At 54.2% G+C, this 18,073-nt stretch carries 16 protein-coding genes and 1 tRNA gene; 1 reads left to right on the forward strand and 16 read right to left on the reverse strand.

The window, feature by feature from the left end:
- Positions 1-33 precede the first annotated feature (33 nt).
- The 4 genes from yidC to rpmH all read right to left on the reverse strand — a co-directional run bounded on the left by yidC (position 34) and on the right by rpmH (position 2,734).
- Positions 34-1,809, reverse strand: coding sequence for a membrane protein insertase YidC (gene yidC, locus PHP98_05170; GenBank protein MDD5483024.1), 1,776 nt, complete (start codon positions 1,807-1,809; stop codon positions 34-36).
- A gap of 33 nt (positions 1,810-1,842) precedes the next feature.
- Complete coding sequence (yidD, locus tag PHP98_05175) at positions 1,843-2,067, reverse strand: membrane protein insertion efficiency factor YidD (protein ID MDD5483025.1); 225 nt, start codon at positions 2,065-2,067, stop codon at positions 1,843-1,845.
- 10 nt (positions 2,068-2,077) lie between these two features.
- On the reverse strand, positions 2,078-2,488 hold the full coding sequence (rnpA, locus tag PHP98_05180) for a ribonuclease P protein component (protein MDD5483026.1): 411 nt from the start codon (positions 2,486-2,488) through the stop codon (positions 2,078-2,080).
- Between the two features lie 111 nt (positions 2,489-2,599).
- Positions 2,600-2,734 (reverse strand): 50S ribosomal protein L34, encoded by a 135-nt coding sequence (gene rpmH / locus PHP98_05185; GenBank protein MDD5483027.1) that lies wholly within the window; start codon positions 2,732-2,734, stop codon positions 2,600-2,602.
- 125 nt (positions 2,735-2,859) lie between these two features.
- On the opposite strand from rpmH, the gene PHP98_05190 reads away from it, so the two are divergent.
- Positions 2,860-3,507 (forward strand): VTT domain-containing protein, encoded by a 648-nt coding sequence (locus PHP98_05190; GenBank protein ID MDD5483028.1) that lies wholly within the window; start codon positions 2,860-2,862, stop codon positions 3,505-3,507.
- 147 nt (positions 3,508-3,654) lie between these two features.
- Here the strand turns inward: PHP98_05190 and PHP98_05195 are convergent, their stop codons facing one another.
- The 12 genes from PHP98_05195 to PHP98_05250 form a co-directional block, all read right to left on the reverse strand.
- A complete protein-coding gene (locus PHP98_05195) occupies positions 3,655-4,161 on the reverse strand; it encodes a hypothetical protein (GenBank protein ID MDD5483029.1) in 507 nt (168 codons plus the stop codon).
- A gap of 318 nt (positions 4,162-4,479) precedes the next feature.
- Positions 4,480-5,631, reverse strand: a complete 1,152-nt coding sequence (locus PHP98_05200; GenBank protein MDD5483030.1) for a type III PLP-dependent enzyme — start codon at positions 5,629-5,631, stop codon at positions 4,480-4,482.
- A 216-nt stretch (positions 5,632-5,847) separates the two neighbouring features.
- Positions 5,848-5,922, reverse strand: a tRNA-Glu gene (locus PHP98_05205).
- A 364-nt stretch (positions 5,923-6,286) separates the two neighbouring features.
- On the reverse strand, positions 6,287-7,318 hold the full coding sequence (locus PHP98_05210; protein MDD5483031.1) for a sugar kinase: 1,032 nt from the start codon (positions 7,316-7,318) through the stop codon (positions 6,287-6,289).
- A 53-nt stretch (positions 7,319-7,371) separates the two neighbouring features.
- On the reverse strand, positions 7,372-8,337 hold the full coding sequence (gene eda / locus PHP98_05215; protein MDD5483032.1) for a bifunctional 4-hydroxy-2-oxoglutarate aldolase/2-dehydro-3-deoxy-phosphogluconate aldolase: 966 nt from the start codon (positions 8,335-8,337) through the stop codon (positions 7,372-7,374).
- A 176-nt stretch (positions 8,338-8,513) separates the two neighbouring features.
- Positions 8,514-9,476, reverse strand: coding sequence for a C-terminal binding protein (locus tag PHP98_05220; protein ID MDD5483033.1), 963 nt, complete (start codon positions 9,474-9,476; stop codon positions 8,514-8,516).
- A 28-nt stretch (positions 9,477-9,504) separates the two neighbouring features.
- Positions 9,505-11,328, reverse strand: a complete 1,824-nt coding sequence (locus PHP98_05225) for a hypothetical protein (protein ID MDD5483034.1) — start codon at positions 11,326-11,328, stop codon at positions 9,505-9,507.
- A 1-nt stretch (position 11,329) separates the two neighbouring features.
- Positions 11,330-12,397 (reverse strand): Gfo/Idh/MocA family oxidoreductase, encoded by a 1,068-nt coding sequence (locus PHP98_05230; GenBank protein MDD5483035.1) that lies wholly within the window; start codon positions 12,395-12,397, stop codon positions 11,330-11,332.
- 47 nt (positions 12,398-12,444) lie between these two features.
- On the reverse strand, positions 12,445-13,746 hold the full coding sequence (locus PHP98_05235) for a GNAT family N-acetyltransferase (protein MDD5483036.1): 1,302 nt from the start codon (positions 13,744-13,746) through the stop codon (positions 12,445-12,447).
- Positions 13,747-13,765: 19 nt separating this feature from the next.
- Positions 13,766-15,076: a hypothetical protein gene (locus tag PHP98_05240; GenBank protein ID MDD5483037.1), complete on the reverse strand. Its 1,311-nt coding sequence runs from the start codon at positions 15,074-15,076 to the stop codon at positions 13,766-13,768.
- The gene (locus PHP98_05245; protein ID MDD5483038.1) at positions 15,073-16,308 is read right to left on the reverse strand and encodes a 4Fe-4S binding protein; all 1,236 of its coding nucleotides are present in this window, start codon (positions 16,306-16,308) and stop codon (positions 15,073-15,075) included. The genes PHP98_05240 and PHP98_05245 overlap by 4 nt, the downstream gene beginning before the upstream one ends.
- A 342-nt stretch (positions 16,309-16,650) precedes the next feature.
- Positions 16,651-17,916, reverse strand: a complete 1,266-nt coding sequence (locus PHP98_05250) for a choice-of-anchor Q domain-containing protein (GenBank protein ID MDD5483039.1) — start codon at positions 17,914-17,916, stop codon at positions 16,651-16,653.
- Positions 17,917-18,073 lie beyond the last annotated feature (157 nt).

The raw sequence follows: 18,073 nt of genomic DNA on the forward strand, positions 1-18,073 counted from the left end.
AATGCGCGCCGGCCGTTCCCCGCCGGAAAACCCTCATTTTTTTGCCGCGGCCGCGCGCGCGGTCCGTTTCTTCTGAATAAGCTGCTGAACAATGACGATGCATTGATTGGCGGACCAGTAAAGAACCAAGGCCGAAGGCATCATGTAAAACATGACGAGCATCACGGCGGGCATGAAAAAAAGCATCATTTTCTGCTGATTCGGGTCGGTGGCGGGCATTAAAGATTGCTGCCAGGCCTGGCTGACGGCCATGAAAATCGGGAGAATATTCAACGGTATCGGCAGAACATCCGCAAAAAGTCTTTCCGGGGCGCTCAAATCGGTTACCCAGAGGAACGAGGCAAAGCGCAGTTCAACCGCGCTGCGCAGGACCACAAAGAGGGCGATAAAAACCGGGATCTGGATCAACATCGGCAGACAACCGCTGACCGGATTGACCTTGTGTTTGCGATAGAGGGCCATGGTTTCTTCCTGCAATTTCTTGGGATTATCCTTGTGCTTGGCCTTGATTTCCGTCATGAGCGGCTGCAACGCCTGCATCTTTTTCATGCTCTCGGTGCTCTTGTGGGTGAGCGGCCAGAATATGATCCGGATCAGGATGGTGAGCAGAATAATTGCCGCGCCGTAATTGGGAATAACATTGTAGGTTTTATTGAGCACGGTAAGCAGAAAGCGGCAGACCGGCGACCACATGCCGAACTCCATGACCTCTTCCTGGTGCAGCCCCAGCGTCCGTAAAATGGAATATTTTTTAGGCCCGACATACAATTTGAAGGTCCGGCATAAAGTCTCGCCGCCGTTCAGGGTTTTTGCGGATATCACTGCCGCGGCGGACACGTTTTGAATCTCGGCGTTTTTGGGCTTGAGCGCGGGGTTAAGGTCTTCGCCTTCAATAACAATGCGTTCCGCCGCCAGGCGGTACCCGGCCGCCCCGCCCTCCGGCACAAGGATCTGGGTGAAAAATTTATTCTTAACGGCTATCCAGTCAACCGGCATCTCCTCTTCCTGCTCAATTGTCTTGGGCAGAAAAGACATTTCCTTTTCCTTTTTGAAAGTTTTGAATAATTTTGCCAGTTTGCCCGCCCAGTGGATCACGCCTTCGCCGCCGCTGGCGGCCAGGGCGTCAATTCCGAGGTAATTCATGCCGCTCATCCGATATTCATGGGGCGGCGCCTGCATGGCGCCGGCCTGAACGGCATGTTTCGGAATAAGCCGGTCCGCGGCGGCGGTGTTGACAAATAAATCGCGCACTACCGCCTGGTATTGAGAGTTCAGTTCTATGGTCCGCGTCAAGCGCAGTCCGTCCGCGGTCTTGCTTTCCAAGACAACCGCCGCCGGGCTGTTGCTGACAACCCGAAAATCGTCATCCGCCGAAAATCCGGGCAGATTTTGATAGGTCAAGGCCGGCCGGCCGGCGAAATCAAGCGCCAGCGGCCCGCTGTCTTTTTCAACTGTCTGGCGGTAATCGGCGAACGTGGCCGAGACAATGCCGCCGCCCTGCGTGGATATCTCAAGGGAAACTCCGGTATTGGCCAGCGTCAATCGCTGTTCCGGCGTCCGCGCGGCCGGCTTTTTTTCCTGAGGCTGAACCGGCGGGATTGGTTCGGCCGGGATAACTTGCGCCGCTGTTACGGATGTTGTCGGCGAAAGCGCGGGAACGGGGAAACGAGTTGTTTCCGCCTGCCCGGCCGTTGGAAGCGTTTTTGCGGGGCCGGTTTCTTCAGGCGCAATCCAGCGCTTATAAAGAAAAGGCCAGGCCATCAAGAGGGCGAACAACACGGCGATAATCAGCAAATCCTGTTTTTTCATGCGCGTTCCCGGAAAATATCAATTACAAAAAATTCAATGCGGCTTTTTTGCCGGCACGGGATCAAAACCGCCGGGATGAAAAGGATGGCATTTGCACAACCTCCGGACCCCGAGAAACGTTCCCTGCCAGGAGCCCCATTGGCGGACGGCCTCTATAAAGTAGACGGAACAAGACGGATAAAAGCGGCAGCATTGACCGAAAAAAGGCCACAGGACCAGTTGATACAGCCGGACTAAAAATATTAAAATACCGCTCATAAAATTATTTTTACGTTATTTTTTTCGGCGGTAGAGCGCGCTCTTGCGATTCATTGCCGGCCAGTATGTCCGCCCTGGCCGCCAGCGAAATCAACTCCGCCCGGGCTTCGTCCCAGGACGCTTTGCCGAGCTTGCCGCGGGCCATCAGGACGACGTCGCATCCGCCCCGCAGGCGGTGGCGATGCAAACGGAACAATTCGCGCAACCGTCTTTTCGCGCGGTTCCTCTGCACGGCGCCGCCAATGCTCCGGCCGGCGACAACGCCCAGACGCAACGAGGCGTCAGTACCGTTCCTCAGCCACATGATCATCAAGCGTCCCGCGAAACGGCGGTTTTGCTCAAAAGTTTCCTGCAGCAGCTTGGCAGACTTCAAACGCTGTTTTCGGGATAATCCGCGATCCAGACGGCTGGTTTGAGGCAAAACCAATTGGACATCCCTCCCTTTGGCATATATTGAGACACGGCGGATTCAATCTGTCCGCCTGCGCCGGCGGGAAACCCGGATTCCGAATTGAAGACCGGATAACCGGCCTCAAACCGTAAGCTTGGCGCGCCCTTTCCGGCGGCGGCGCGCAAGAACCTTGCGGCCGTCGGCGGTTGCCATGCGCGCCCGAAAACCATGTTTCCTTTTTCTCTTTTTAACTGAAGGTTGATAGGTGCGTTTCATTTTTATTCAGCCATCGGATAATTTATTTTTATTCCGGAGTGCATTAGGCAGTTTAAATAATTCCCAAGTCTTGTCAACCGAATTAGCGGCTTGACTTATCGGCGTAATGCCGCATTATTCCGCGGATGAATCAGACGCAGGAAAAGCCGGAGCGGCCCGGGAAAGCGTGGTATCTGCGGCCGTTTGCCTGGGGCAAGAGTCTTTACCAATGGGTCCTGCACTGGGTGGAAACTCCCTACAGCGCGCCCGCCCTTTTTCTTCTGGCTTTTTCCGAATCGTCCTTCTTTCCCATTCCGCCCGATGTCCTCCTCGTTGCGATGGCATTGTCCCTGCCCAGAAAGGGATTTTATTATGCCGCCGTTTGCTCGCTCGGCTCAGTGCTCGGCGGAATCGCGGGTTACGGCATCGGATATTTCTTCTGGGACGCCGTCGGCCAGCCGATCATTAATTTTTACCATGCCCAGGCGGCATACGAAACCGTGCAGAAAGCTTACCAGGAGAACGCTTTTTTTGCAGTGTTTACCGCCGCGTTCACGCCCATCCCGTTTAAAGTCTTTACTATTGCCGGCGGCATATGCCACATAAGACTTTGGCAGGACCTGGTATTGGCCTCATTGATCGGCAGGTCTTTGCGTTTTTTTCTGGTGGCAACGCTTTTCTTCTTTTTCGGGCCTTCCATTAAGCGCTTTATTGACCGTTACTTTGAAGTCCTGACCATTATCTTCACCGTCCTGCTTATCGGCGGTTTCCTTGCCATCAAATACGTGTTGTAAGTCGGTCCCCTGGAAACGGCCGCCAAGCATCAGCGCCCTCATGGAATATCAACTGATGGCCCCTCCGCCGGCGGAGTCAAACGGCATATTGCCGTCTTAACGCCTTTCCGATAAGACATCTGCCCCTGGGCCGCGGCCAAAATTGCCTTAAAAATAGCAACGCACGCCCATTTTCATTCCGACGTCATAATTCTTGGCCTCGCTGCCGTTGATATAGGCGTCTTCGCTGGCAAGATCATAATATAATTCCGTAAAAATCGCCACTTCCTCCGAGAGAAAGAACTTGGCGCCGCCGGTGAACTCAAAGTTGATGAAATTTTTGACGTAAAAATCGCCGAAGAAATACTGCAGTTTCAGGCCCACGTACGGCATCATGAAAATTTCCAGGTCCAGGTTGAATTCTCCGAACCCTCCAATGCCGTAGCCGAACTCCGAACCGTCATAGCCCCAGGCCAGCAGGCCGCCGGCCTCAATGTTATCCAGCACGAAATAACCAAGGCCTGTGTCAAAAAGAAAATCAACCTTTCCGTTGGGATTATCAAAGTCCAGGTTGCCCCCCAGTCTCAATTCCAAGGTATCCTGCTGAATCGGCGTAGCCAAAGCCGACGCCGCAACAAACAATCCCGCAAATAGCGCTGTAATTCTTTTCTTCATCCTTTTCTCCTTCAAAAATCAATTAAGCTTGTTGTTTCATCCGCCATGTTTTTTTTTCTGAACAATCGTATATTTAACCGATATCACCTCCCATCAATATTTAACCCGTCCGGGGAACGGATGGTGGTGGGGGATGGATTCGAACCATCGAAGTCGTAAGACAACAGATTTACAGCCCCCTCAAATTCCACATATTCCCAATAAATTCAATGACTGTGCCCTCTATTCAAGACAAATTGTGCCCTTTTTCGGAACTGGATGCAACAAGGTTTTCTATGTCGCATTGCCGGAAGCTCATTTGCCGTATCATGAATCGGATCATGTCCTGAGTCGGTTGACGTGGATAACCTTGGCGGGCGGGAAACCGTTGAAGGGGGTGGAGGAAGCCACGCTGTAAGCGCCGATATTTTCGCTGTAAAGCAAATCGCCGCGCTCAAGATTGCCCGGGAGTTCCTCGGCCATGGCGACCACGTCCAGCGCGTCGCAGGTGGGGCCAAAGACCGTGCAAATCTGTTTTTTGCCCCGTTTAAACGCTTTCAGGCGATATTGGCAGTGGTCAAAGATGATGCCTGAAAAAGTGTGGTAAACGCCGTCGTCAATGTAATAACAGAGCTTGCCGTTGCGCACGGCCTTGCCAATGATTTTTGCGACGGCGGTCCCGGCGGTGGCCGCCAGAAATCTGCCCGGCTCGGCCAGAATCTGGATGTTTTTCGGGAAAAGACGCTCAAGTTCGGTGTTGATGATTTTTGCCAGGTCGCGGAACGGTTTTACGGTCGCGTCGTAGGGCGCGGGAAAACCGCCGCCGATGTCCAGCAAAAACATTTTCGTATAACCGCGGTCTTTTGCTTCCTTGAAGACGTCGGCCGCAAGGTTGATGGCCTGCACATAGTTTTCAAAGTTGGTGGTCTGGCTACCGACGTGGAAGCTTAATCCCTCCACGATCAGGCCGGCCCGCTCGGCCGCGAGGATCAGATTCACGGCTTCGCCCGATTCCGCGCCGAATTTTGAGGAAAGCTCAACCATCGCGCCGGTGTTGGCGACTTTCAGGCGCAGGACGAGGCCGGCGTGCGGGGCATACTTTTTGATTTTTTGTATTTCCTCCGGGTTGTCGTAAGTTACCAGCGCCTTGTATTGATCCAGCTCCCGCAGGGTTTCATTGGCTTTGATCGGATGGGCGTAAATGATTTTATCCCAGATCCAGTCCTGGCGCTGTCTGGCCGGCATGTTCCGGATGAGACTGTAAACGATCTTGAACTCCGGCATGGAGGCCACGTCAAAACTCGCGCCCGCTTCGTAAAGCGTCTTGACGATCGCGGGATCGGGATTAGCTTTGACCGCGTAGTAGGCCTGGACGCGCGGCAGATGTTTTTTGAAGGCGGCGTAATTCCGGCGCAAAACATCATGGTCCACCGCGACCAAGGGGGTCCCATGCTTTTTTGCCAGTTGTTGGAGCTTCCTTAATGTCGCCATAAACCCAATTTAAAATCAAAAGTTACCGCTAAGTTAACGTATAGGAATTTCAATGTTGTCTATTTTTTGTAGGGGCTTCGCTCGTCGAAGCCCTCTGAAGGGGCGCGACAAGCACGCCCCCTACATGCGAAAAATAACAGTTGCCGCCTTTTGGCGGCCTTCAGGTAGTATGAAGGCTCTTCTTATGCCCACTTGCGCATTTTTTTTGCAAAAAAATGGCGCCCCCTACGGGAGTCGAACCCATCTTTCCAGGATGAGAGCCTGATGTCCTGTCCGATAGACGAAGGGGGCGTTTCGTTTTTTCATTTGTAAACCGTATCGGGTAAAGAATAAGAGCAGGCGCAGTCATGTCCAGCAAAATTATTGCCAAATAACAATTTGATACTCGCCGGCTGGCGCAAGCGCTTGAGGCGGATCCGCCTGCGGAGGACAAAGTTGCCGCAAAAGAGCGCAAAATCGCGGGTAGGAGCCGAACCCCTGTTCGGCGATGCATCTGGTGTTTGGAATCGCCGCATGGGGATGCGGTTCGTCCGGAATCGCCGCATGGGGATGCGGCTCCTACGTCTATCAAATACAGTTGCCGCTTTTGGCGACCTAATTTGCGTTTGATATTCTGCGGTTTCCCCGGTGTGCATTCAGCCGGGGTGTTTCATTGTTACCGCTGGACCCGGCCGGAGGCGTCGCCGCCGGAAAGCGCTTCCACTTCCTTCGCCGTTGCGCGGTTGAAATCTCCGGGGATGGAATGTTTCAGACAGCTGGCCGCCACCGCGAAGTTGAGCGCGTCTTCCGGAGTTTTGCCGGCAATCAGCGCGTAAATCAGGCCGCCGGCGAACGAATCGCCGCCGCCCACGCGGTCAACTATGTCCGTGATTTCATACTGCCGGCTGAGAATAAAGTTTTTCCGGTCGTTCAGGCAGGCGGCCCAGCCGTTCTGGTCGGCGCTGTGGCTGGAGCGGAGCGTGATGGCGATTGATTTGAGATTCGGGAAAGCGCTTAAGACCTTTTCGGTCAGTTCGCGATACATGTCTATGTTGAGTTTGCCTTTTTCAACCTTTACGCCGCTTTTGATGCCGAGCGATTTCTGGCAGTCTTCCTCATTGGCGATGCCGATGTCAACATGTTTCACGAGGCCGGTCATGATTTCCGGGGCGGTCTTGCCGTATTTCCATAATTTACCCCGGTAATTAAAATCGCAGGAGACGGTCAGCCCGTTTTGTTTGGCCGCCTTGACCGCTTCCAGCGCGAGATCGGCCGCTGATTGCGATATGGCCGGAGTGATGCCGGTGATGTGAAACCAGTTCGCGCCCGCGAAAGTTTTTTCCCAGTCAATTGCGCCGGGTTTGGCCAGCGCAATTGCGGAGCCCTCGCGGTCATAGACCACTTTTGATCCCCGTTGGTTGGCGCCGGTTTCCAGGAAATAAATTCCCAGCCGGCCCGCTCCCCGCGCGATTAATGAGGTGTCCACGCCGAAACGCCGGAGTTCGGCGATGCAGCTTTCGCCTATCTCGTTCTTGGGGAGAACCGTTACAAAGGCTGCATTGAGGCCGAAATTTGCCAGGGAAACCGCCACGTTGGCCTCGCCGCCGCCGAAGGTGGCTTCCAGAACCGGCGACTGAAACAACCGTTCAAAACCGGGGGATTTCAGTCTCAGCATAATTTCACCGAAGGTGATCACTCTATTATTCATTATTATTGTTCCTTTCATATTGTATTTGAAACTTCATTGAACGTGCCTTCTTCTCACTTCCTTTGCAGCAGATGAATCGCAAACCCGCCGAATTCACCCTTCAAATACACGGCCCCATAAACGCCGCCGGCGTCTTTTTTGGCCGTGCTCATGTCCACCGCAACGCCCTTGCGTTCCAGCCAGGCCGCGGCCCGCGTTATGGAATTGGTGGTTACGGCGATATGCCCGTTGGTTCCCAGGCCCTTGCTCTTGTTGATCTCAAATCCCTTGCCGGCAAAGTTGGAGCTGTTGCCTTCTTTCAGGGCCAGGTTGAACATGGCGCTTAAATTCTTGGCCAACTCCAGGGATGATTCGGACCCGCTCATGTTGATGCCGATATGGCCGAGATCAAATCCCAGCATGGCATTGATTGCCTCGCGTGTCAGCCGGGTTACTTCGTCAAATTTGCCGGTTTTGATGAGATCGTCCTTGACCATCCATGTTCCGCCGCAGGCGAATACTTTTGGGAACAGAATATATTCGGCCAGGTTCTGGGCGGTGATGCCGCCGGTGGGAATGAATTTGACCGCGCTATAGGGCGCGCTCATGGCCTTCAGGGTTTTGAGTCCGCCAAAGGCGTCCGCCGGAAAAAATTTAAGCACGTCCACGCCGTGGTCAAGCGCCATCTGGATTTCGGTCGGGGTGGCAATGCCCGGCGTGACGGGCACTTGGCGCTCAACGCAATATTTCACAACCGCGGAACTGAAGCCCGGGGTAACGATGAATTTTGCCCCGGCTTTCAGGGCCTTTTCCGCCTGCGCAACATTTATCACCGTGCCGGCGCCCAGCAACACGTCGGGGCATTCCGCGGCGATTGCCTTGATGGCGTCTTCAGCCGCGGCGGTGCGGAAAGTGATTTCTGCCGCGGGCAGTCCGCCCGCGGCCAGGGCTTTTGCCAGCGGCACGGCGTCTTTGGCGTTATCAATTTTCACGACGGGCACAATGCCCATCTCGTTGATTGTTTTCAGTGTATCCTGCATGTCTTATCCTTTCTGATTTTATTCAAGATAGGCACAAAGGGGCAAAGGCAGAAGGCGCAAAGTAACGGATAAGAACAAAGCTATCTGAACATTTATCCTCTTGCATTTTCTCATTCTGGTTATTTGCTTCTTTCTCTTTCACTTTGTGCCTTTGTGCCTTCTGCCTTTGTGCCTTTTTATATCATATTCACTGCATATTTTGGTTTCCCGCCGCTCAAGACATCCCGGATGTTTTCCGCGGCCTTGCGTTTTAATTCGCTCTGGGCCTCTTCCGTGTACCAGCCCGTGTGCCCGGACACGGTTATGTTGTCAAGTTTCAGGAGAGGATTATCGGCGTTGACCGGTTCGGTGGCGAACACGTCCAGGCCGGCGCTGTTTATCCAGCGTTCCGAAAGCGCCTTGTGAAGCGCGCGTTCGTCAACGATCGGGCCGCGGGAGGTGTTGATGAGAATAGCGGTCTTTTTCATTTTTTTGAACGCCTCTTCATTGAACATGCCGCGGGTTTTCTCGTTCAGCGGCATATGAATTGAAAAGAAGTCGCCCTCGCGCAGGGCGGTTTCAAGGTCAACCTTTTCGGCGCCGGCGGCGCGCACGGCAATTTCATCCAGGAAGGGGTCAAAAACCAGCGTGCGCCCCAATTGAAAGCCGGAGAGTTTGCGGTGAAAAATGCGGGCGATCTGGCCAAATCCGAAAAAAACAAAGGTTTTGTCCTTGACGCGCCACTGGGGCCCGTCGGCCTGCGTTTGCCAGATGCCCGCCTTGACCTGTTTGTCGCGCAGGGCCACCTTGCGGACACAGCTCATAAAGAGGGCAAATGCCTGGTCGGAAACGTCCTCGCCGCAGTAGTCCGGCACATTGGCGACCCAAATGTTTTTTTTCGTGGCGGCCTGCACGTCCACATTGTCGTAGCCGACGCCGTATCTTGAAATAATTTTGCATTTTTTCAGGGCGCCAATCACCTTTGCGTTGATCGGCGGCAGGTTGACGATGATGCCGTCGGCGTTTTCACAGGCTTTTGCCAATTCATGCTGGTCGGCGCTTTTGGTAATAGTCGGCGCAATGCCGAGGTTTGTCAGGACTTCGTTTTCCTCGTTGTAATGAGGATAACGGTCATCTGCAATAACGACTTTTTGGCTCATTTTTTCAGCCCCTTCATCAGTATTTTACTCACGTCAACTCAACCCGCCAGCTGATCTGGCGCTGGTCTGTCCTGAAGCATCCGATCCGATAAATTCCATTGCGGTTGGGAGCGTCAAAAGGCTCGAGGTATTGTTCCGCAGAACCGGGGCTCAGACATTCTACCCGCAATGAATGTGCGGCGCATTTGACCGTAAATGAGCGCTCTTCCGCATGAATTTGTGAAGCCGTTCCGCCATTTGTCTTCAGCAGCGGAATCTGGACAAGGGTCTGAACCGCCGAAGCCGGCGGCGATGAGGTTATTTCAACGCCTGAGCCGGTTATGCAATATTTTTCGTTCACCATCATGGTCGCTCCGGAATTGATGGTATAGGCTACAGAAAACCGGACCCTTTCCGGGCTTTCAACCAGGTCCGTGAGCTGAACATCAACAATTTCGCCGGACAAGTCGGAAAGCCAGATCGTTTTGCCATCCCGCGTTATCCAGCCAAGCCCCATGGCAATATTGCGGGGCGAAGCCGGCTCCGGCACGATATAATTGGGATGCGCCGCAATCGGAATGGATAAGCCCAATTCGGTCGGCGCTCCCTTGCGGTGGATGCGTCCCAATCCGGTGGCGTCATAGTGGTGGTCGGCGCGCGTGTCAATTTCAATATGATATCCGCCGCAAGCGGCAAAAATCTTGTGAAAATCTTTCAATAATGGCAGCAGGTATCCGCCGATTTCGGCCGGAGCCGGCGACTCCTTGATCGTGTCGTCCGCCAGGAGATGCGCAAAACCGAACTGGCTGGCAATCAGGAGAGAGTAAACGGCATAAAGCCCGTAACTCCGCTCGCGGCCGTGCTGGGTTTCGGGAGGGAATTCGTTCTTGGTGAAACGCAGCGGAGAAAGATCAAGCCAGCGTTTCACGCTCAAGGCGGCGAGCCGGGCGGCGCGTTTGAATGCTCCGGCCAGAATCTCGTTGCCCAATTCCTTATATCTGCTCGCCTCATATTCGCAAATTACGCTGATGATTGCCTCGTTGAAATTCTGTTGATTGCTCCTTCCGCCGAACGGCGCCTCGCCGGTTGACGACAAGTACATCAGGGTTGTCAGGCCGCCCCGCCGCAGCATTTCATCAAAGAAGGCGGCATGTTTACCCTTGTATCCTGCGGCAAATAAAAGCGAAAGGTTCATGCGGGGGGTCCAATCGTACGTCAAGGGATCATTGGGATCGCGGTACATGCCTAGTTCCGTAAAACGGCGCTTTTGCGTTTCAAGATGCCGCTCGATAAACGGCGTGTTGCAGGAAATGCCAAGCTGCTTTTTCATCTGCTCTCCGGCTATGGCAAACGTGACAACATTGTAAATATCTTCTGCTTTAGATTTTGAAAGAACGCAGGCATAATTTTTTTCCGGGTCGTATCCGCCAAGTTGCCGCCGCCATTTCTCCATCCTCGCTTTGTCGGTCTTATCCCGCATTGCAGACAATCCCCTGATAATTTCTTTCGGATAAAAATCCACTCTGCATGTATGCTTCTCGTAGGGTTGCGCAACCTCTTGGCAAATAGCGTCAAGGCCTCTGGTAAGATTATCGGTCAGGTCCTGGCAACGGCCGTTTTCCACAAGAGCCCCAAGCGCGCCCACGAAACGCGCCGTGGTAAATGGCAAAAAGATGGTATCGCTCTGCTCGAACGGATCATGGATTCTTCCGTCATTATCCTGGAGAACCACAAGCTGGCGCACAATGGGTTCGCTTAAGTCCAAATAGAAATCCTTGGTCAAGCCGGTAGGCTGCCAGGCAGCAGGACGCTGTCCATCGGAAAGCATCTGCTCAATTTTTCCATCAAGCGGATAAGCAACAGCATTGTTCATTTCATCCCCATCTTCCGCGCACTGCCTTGCCGCCGGCGTTGGCCTTGTACATGGCCTCAATGATTTCCACGCAGGCCAGTCCCAATCGGCCGCTGCAGCCGTACATCGGCTCCTTGTCCTCCCGGACGCATTGCACGGCGCACGCCAGTTCGTCCACGTAGCCCAGGTTGTGAAATTCATCCACGGCCGGCTTTGTCCAGCCGAGGGTGTTGTCGGCCTTTTCAACGGCATAGCCGTAACCGGGGCGGGAATAAACATCCAGGCAGGAGCCAAGCGTCAGGTCGGCCTTGATGTTTCCGGCAGAACCGTAAATTTCAACCCGGTCTTCCATGCCGCCCACGGTGATGTAATTGCCCTCAATCAGCGCGTGTTCCCCGCCGGCGAATTTCATGATTGCCACGGAAAAATCCTCGCCGCTGTTCCGCTTGTGGACGTAATTGTCTTTGAGCCCGCCGTTGCATCTGGCAAAAACCTCCACCACCGGATTTTTGCCGCCTTTGGCCAGCAGGTAAAGCGCCCAGCCGATCGGGTGGATGCCAAGGTGAATAAGGCATCCGCCGCCGCAGGTTTTCTTGTTTCTGGCAAAGGGACTGTGCGTGCCGTTATGGCATTCCTTGGCCTTGACGTAGAGCGGCCGGCCAATGCCGCCTTCCTTGATGACGGTAACCGCGCGGTTCAGGGCCGGCGCAAAGCACCAGTCTTCGCCGTAAAATAACTTTACTTCTGCTTTTTTGCAGGCCGCCACCATGGCGCGGGCGTCTTGCGCCTTTGTGGCCAGGGGTTTTTCGCAAAAGACGTGTTTTCCGGCGCCGGCCGCGGCCAGGACAATGTCGTGGTGCAGGAAATTGGGCGCGCAGACCGAGACAAGGTCAATATCCTCTTTTGAGAGCATTTCGCGGTAATCCTTATAGACGCGCGGGATTTTCCATTTTTTGGCGAATGGCTCCAGGTTGTCAATGGCTGCCACGGCCTCCATGGAGACCGCGGGATTGCGGCGGTAGCTGTCGGCGTGGAAATCCGCCGCGAATTTTGAGCCCACGATGCCGACCTTGATTTTGTTGTTCATCATATTTTTTTCTCTGTCACTTTGTGCCTTCTGCCTATGTGCCTGCTTTCTCATCCCTTCTCCGGGCCGGTTATACCCCAGAATTTTTCCTGCAGTTTTTCCCGTTCATATTCCATGAAAGCGGCGGTTTCAGTGTAATTGAGCGTGGACTTGTAAATCGTTTCGCGGAACGACTTGACCCGCGGCGAGTTTTTTTCCAGGTTTTCCGCCGCCGCAAACTGTTCAACCAGTTTGTCCGCCTCAGTGTAATGCACAAACTGATACATGCGGGTGAAATCGCGCGCCGGCTTGGCCGTCTTGATCAGGCGGTGGCGGCTCGGTTTTTTTTCCTGGTCAAAGACCCGCTCCGCGTAGGCGCCCTTGTCGGCAAACTTGCCCTCGGGGGTGTCAATGAAGGCGGTCTTGTTGTTTTTATCCTTCATCAAAAATTGAGCGGCGGCAATGACAAGCGCGCGGGCTGTTTCATCGTTGTCGGCGATGAAGGGGCCGACAAACGGGCGGATCCGGCCGGGGCGGGTGAAACAATAGCCCTTGATGACGCCGTTGTCGTCCCGGCAAACAAAACAGCCGCCCCCGCTGTCTTTGAAAAGTCCGCGCATGATTTCGGCGCGTTCCACGAACGCGGAAGCATCGTAGCGGATGACTTCATTGAGGTCATTTTTCTTCACGGTAAAAACATGGTTGCGGTCATGTTTTTGCCCCGCAAATTCGGCCAATTCAAAAACCGAACGCCAGATGCGGTAGGAATTGACATACCCGACCGCGCCGTAGACCGTGTTGCCCATGGGGGTGGCGTCGAGGCCGTTGATGACTTTACCGCTGTCTAGCGCATATTTTACGCAACGTTGCATCATGGCATTGGCAATGCCCTGGCGCCGCGCCTCGGGGTGGACCAGAATCATTCCAATCCAGGTCTTGTTGTCCCCGAGCGGCAAGGTAGAACAAGTGCCCAGCGGTATGTCAAAGTTTTTCCCAGTGAGTCTGGCCACAAAAGTGCCGTTTGGATCAAGATCCACCATGCGGTCAATATCGCGGTCGGTCTGGTTCCAGCCGGCGCGCATGGTCAGGAGGTGCATGACGTCGCGGTATTTTCCTATCTTTTCAAGGCTGAAAAATTTACCGTTGATTGCCTTGCTGTTTGCCGGCAGATCAACGCGCATTTTTTCCGGCACCCGGACTTTGATCTTTTTTCCGCTGCGGGCGATGATTTCAATCTCCCGTTCTTCCGCGAAGGGGTCGCCTCTGGGATTGCTCAGCCGGAAACAGCCGTAGAGCGTGTCAACGTATTTGTCCTTGCCTATTATAATTTCGTTAACTTGATCTGGATGAGATTTCTTAATCAAAGTCTTCATTATTTTTATATTTTGTGGATTACATCCCTGTATAGATGGTTTCATTGTAAATGGTCGGAATGGCCAGCGGTCGGCTGTTAGCATAGATGTAAACGCCTGAGACTCCATATAAGACGGCCTCGTCCCGGCTATCTCCCCATATATCCGCCGCCAGACCGTAATAACCAGCCGGGCCGTAGATATTTGTGATCCAGTCCGGCGCCACCTGCGGCGGGACCGGTCGTAAAGCCAGGGTGTCCGCCACTTCCCCCTCACCGTTATATACCACCGCCGGCTCGCCGTAGCCGCGGCTATACATCAATATCCCCTGCGGAGAGCCTGGTCCAAACCAGTTGATGGACGTGATTGCCGCACCCCAACTGCCTTCGGGTTGAACGCGCCGCCATATTTCCCGGCCCTCCAGATCGAACAAGCACAGAGTCGCCGGGGCGCGGCCGCCGGCCGGCAATTTTTCCCCGCGGTTGAGCGCCGCCACTTGCGTGGAGGAGTCGCCCCGGAAGTGTCCGGTCACCACGTGCTGCGCCTCGCGTAACGGTATTTTCCATAATTCCCGGCCATCGGTGGTCAGGCAATGCAATCCACCGTTGCCGAAGAGCAGATGCCAGGATCCATCCGGAGTTTTAACGGCGCAAGCGGCATCCTGATGCTGATTGCCGGCGTCATGCTGAAAAAGCACCTTGCCGTTGTGATCTATCAGCGCGAACCCGACGAACACCTCATCGCATCCATCGCCATCCACGTCGGCCAGCGCCGGAAAATGTCCCGTTGAACCTTGATAGCGCCAGAGCACGCGCCCATCGTGCGCGACGCCCCACATGTTCCAGTAGCGGTCCTTGACCACCAGGTCCTCGCGGCGTCCGCGCCCTGTCAGATCCGCGAACAGAAAACAATCGTCGGCCGGGGCCGGCAAAGGGAGAGTGTCCTTCTGTTGCCCTGTGGCGGCATCCAGAATCAGTAGCGTGGCCGAGCCCTCGTAGCGCGCAGCCCGTTCCCGGTGCCATACTTTCGGCTCATGCAGTTCGGCATATACGGCTTGACGAACCAGCAGCACTTCGTTCCGGCCGTCGCCGTCCCAATCGTAGATTTGCACCGGCAGGTCGGAATAGATTCGTCCACATGCTTCGGCTGGACATCCCCATTGCCAGAGTCGCCGCCCCTCAATCGTTAATGCAGTTAAACCGGTGATCGCGCGTGTTTCAAAATGGCTGCGTGCGAAGAGCATGTCCGGCGCGCCATCGCCATTCAGATCGCCGACGCGCAGTGTGTTGGCGCAAAAATTATTCTTGCCTTCTTCGGTCGCCCCGATGTGCTTTACCAAGTGCATGGTCATGATTTTCTCCTCATATTAATTGCCCCTTGCGGACAGATATCCGCGCAGGTTGAACACGCCAGGCATTTTTCCTTTGTGATGCGGCTCTTGCGGTCAATGATTTCAATGGCGTTGCAATGGCCGATTTTTTCGCACAGCCCGCAGCCGTTGCATTTTTCCAAATCAACCTCGGCGTAACCTGCATGCAGTGTTAGCTTGTCGGCGGGAGTGATTTTCTGCATGGCAAGATCGCGGAAATCGCGGTAGCTTTTATAGCCGTGTCTATTCATGAATTCGCTCATTTGTTTAAGCCATTTGGGCAAAAAATCAAAACCGCGCAGCATGGTCTCGGTGCAGACTCCGAGCAAATCCGCGCCGCACATGATGAATTGAATCGCGTCCCTGGCCGAGGCGATCCCGCCCGTGCCCTGGATGAAGGGGGTGACGCCCGCTTTTTTACGGATCTCGTAAACGTCCCTGAGCGCAAGCGGCTTTATCCAGGGGCCGGAAAAACAGGCCATGGTGGGCTCGTCCTGAAGGCGGTAGGGGCCCTGGCTGGTATTTTCAATGTCAAATTCGGCGATGGCCAGACGGTTGGCGACCGAGACCACGCAGTCAATGCCCTTGTCAAAGCAGGCTTTGGCCACATCGGCGATCCGGCCGCCTTCGGGCGTGATCTTGACAAAGACCGGAATTTTGACCGCCTTTTTCACGGCTTCCGCGATTGTGCTGACGATGACGGCGTTCTGGCCCATGCTGGCGCCGGTCTGAGCCGTATTCTTTGCCTCTTTTTCAGAAAGGGCCACGTTGAAGGACATATTGGGGCAGCACATGTTGAGCTCAATGGCATGCGCGCCGGCCGCTTGGGCTTTTTTGGCCATGTCCTCCCAGCCGGTTGCGCTTTTGCCTACATAGGTAATGTTGGCAAAGAGCACAAGATCGCGCGTTGCCTTGCGCCCTTCCTCAATCAATTTCAGGCACTGGTCAAAAGTCAGGCGTTTTTCAGCGGTAAAGGCGTGATATTTTTCTTTGCCAAACCAGCGGTAGCGGGGCGGGAGACTGATGTAAGGCTCCGGGTCAAAGGCCAGTTTCAAGCTGGCGCCGGCCCAGCCTGATTCTTCGGCCAGGATCAGTTGCTCCTTCAATTTGACGGTGGGGCCGGAGGCCACGATGAAGTTATTGCGGAATTTCAGATTGCCGACGGTCAGCGATAGTTTCCCGTCATCCTGATGTTTTTGCGGTGTTTTTTTCATGGCATCAATCGTGTATCCTCCGGGCGGACATTTCCTTTTTGAGGCGATTTCTATCATAATGGCGGGATGTAATCCACCGCGATTTGCGAATATTTTTTCCCGATTTGCGACATGGGAAATCAAAACAAAAATGCGTCCGGCCGGGTGGATTATGGAAAACCGTCTTTCTGCGAAAGTCAGGTTGTTGCCGCTATTGCGCGTTCAGGCATGAGATTTTTCCGCCTACTGAGGACAATCTTGCCGCAAAAAAGCATAAAATTACGTAGGAGCCGAACCCCTGTTCGGCGATGCATGTTTTATCGTCCGGAATCGCCGCATGGTTCATTTTCTGGTATATATTGTTTATCGGAAGCCGCAAATAGTTCCGCTGTAAATGCATTCATAGGCGCCCATGTCCACCCGGCCGTAGCGGAGGCGCGCCGTGCCATCCAAATCAACCGAATTTGTCATCCAGTCCCGGTTTATGCCCGCGTTGACGCAGGGCGAGCCGGCCTTGAGGCGCCAATCGCCGGCGGCCTTATTCGCGAATTGGGGGTCGGATTCAATGTTGTTAACGCTGCCGGCGAGGATGGCCGATGAGTTCGTCGGAAAAACACAGCAGTTTGTGAAAATACCCCCGGCGCCCTCTATGGAATGAAGATTCTTGAAATGGTTGTCATAGATCACGCAGTTTTCAACCGTTGCCGTCTTGCCAACAGTAAAATACATTCCCCCGCCAACGTTACTATTCGCACAATAATTGCTTACGATCGTGCTGTTCTTTATCCAATACCCGCTTTCGTTAATCGTAACCGAGGCTAAATTACCGCTATTGACGGCAATCAGGCAATTGGCCAAATTACAATTCTGCACTCCGCCCGCGCCGGAAACAGAGGCGTTGTTGACCACGGCACAGTTGGACAATACGGAATACCCCACCATAGAGCCACCGCCGCTGTTGTTTGAAATCGTGCAGTTGACGGCATTGCCATGATAGATTATTACGCCGCGCGCGGCGACGCTGTTATTGCCGTTGTTATTTTTGACGATCGTATTGCACATTGTGCCGTAATACACCCCGGCTCCATAGTAATACGCGGCATTGCCGGCAATCACGCAATTTGAGATTACAGGAGGAATACCCGGACTTGTGGACGGGCAATAAATCCCGCCGCCGTTACCGTCGGCGGATGAACTGACGCGCGTTGCGCCGTTCGTAATCGTGAAACCGATCAGCGTGCCCGCGGACATGTAGACGCACCGGACAGAATCAAGCCCGTTCGTCTGGCCGTTGGACGCCCACGCCCCCTTGATCGCGGTAACGGACGCGCCGTTCACGCTGGTAACCGTAATGGCGGAAGTAATTACCAGGCGATTGGTCAGAAGCGTGCCGGTTGGATAATTGGTTAGCCCGCCGGCCTCGTACACCCCGTTGCTCACCAGAACCGTATCCCCCTCCGTGGCCGCGTCCGCCGCCCACTGGATATTGCTGGCGGCGTTTTCCCAGCTCGTGTAGGGCTCAACGCTGAGCATGTTCGTGGCCGCGTAATGCGTGTCGCCGGAACACGCGCAAATGCCGAAAAAACATATCAACAAAACCGCGGTCAGGCCGATCAGATAATGTTTCATGATTGTATCCCCTTTTTGCCCTGATTTTGCGCGATTTCCGCGCAATATTCGGATTTCAATTTGTTTGAAACTCAATAATCCTGATGCCGCCCGGCGGAACCGTGATTTCAAGCTCCGCGCCGTCCCGGGTGGTTTGCGCCTCTATCTCCCTGTTTTC

The organism is Kiritimatiellia bacterium (assembly GCA_028715905.1).
In the GTDB taxonomy this organism is placed as follows: domain Bacteria; phylum Verrucomicrobiota; class Kiritimatiellia; order JAAZAB01; family JAAZAB01; genus JAQUQV01.

What these genes read in the sequence shown, in the direction of transcription:
- yidC (MDD5483024.1), bottom strand. Translation starts at nt 1,809, where the DNA reads ATGAAAAAACAGGATTTGCTGATTATCGCCGTGTTGTTCGCCCTCTTG.
- yidD (MDD5483025.1), bottom strand. Translation starts at nt 2,067, where the DNA reads ATGAGCGGTATTTTAATATTTTTAGTCCGGCTGTATCAACTGGTCCTG.
- rpmH (MDD5483027.1), bottom strand. Translation starts at nt 2,734, where the DNA reads ATGAAACGCACCTATCAACCTTCAGTTAAAAAGAGAAAAAGGAAACAT.
- PHP98_05190 (MDD5483028.1), top strand. Translation starts at nt 2,860, where the DNA reads ATGAATCAGACGCAGGAAAAGCCGGAGCGGCCCGGGAAAGCGTGGTAT.
- PHP98_05195 (MDD5483029.1), bottom strand. Translation starts at nt 4,161, where the DNA reads ATGAAGAAAAGAATTACAGCGCTATTTGCGGGATTGTTTGTTGCGGCG.
- PHP98_05200 (MDD5483030.1), bottom strand. Translation starts at nt 5,631, where the DNA reads ATGGCGACATTAAGGAAGCTCCAACAACTGGCAAAAAAGCATGGGACC.
- PHP98_05210 (MDD5483031.1), bottom strand. Translation starts at nt 7,318, where the DNA reads ATGAATAATAGAGTGATCACCTTCGGTGAAATTATGCTGAGACTGAAA.
- eda (MDD5483032.1), bottom strand. Translation starts at nt 8,337, where the DNA reads ATGCAGGATACACTGAAAACAATCAACGAGATGGGCATTGTGCCCGTC.
- PHP98_05220 (MDD5483033.1), bottom strand. Translation starts at nt 9,476, where the DNA reads ATGAGCCAAAAAGTCGTTATTGCAGATGACCGTTATCCTCATTACAAC.
- PHP98_05225 (MDD5483034.1), bottom strand. Translation starts at nt 11,328, where the DNA reads ATGAACAATGCTGTTGCTTATCCGCTTGATGGAAAAATTGAGCAGATG.
- PHP98_05230 (MDD5483035.1), bottom strand. Translation starts at nt 12,397, where the DNA reads ATGATGAACAACAAAATCAAGGTCGGCATCGTGGGCTCAAAATTCGCG.
- PHP98_05235 (MDD5483036.1), bottom strand. Translation starts at nt 13,746, where the DNA reads ATGAAGACTTTGATTAAGAAATCTCATCCAGATCAAGTTAACGAAATT.
- PHP98_05240 (MDD5483037.1), bottom strand. Translation starts at nt 15,076, where the DNA reads ATGACCATGCACTTGGTAAAGCACATCGGGGCGACCGAAGAAGGCAAG.
- PHP98_05245 (MDD5483038.1), bottom strand. Translation starts at nt 16,308, where the DNA reads ATGAAAAAAACACCGCAAAAACATCAGGATGACGGGAAACTATCGCTG.
- PHP98_05250 (MDD5483039.1), bottom strand. Translation starts at nt 17,916, where the DNA reads ATGAAACATTATCTGATCGGCCTGACCGCGGTTTTGTTGATATGTTTT.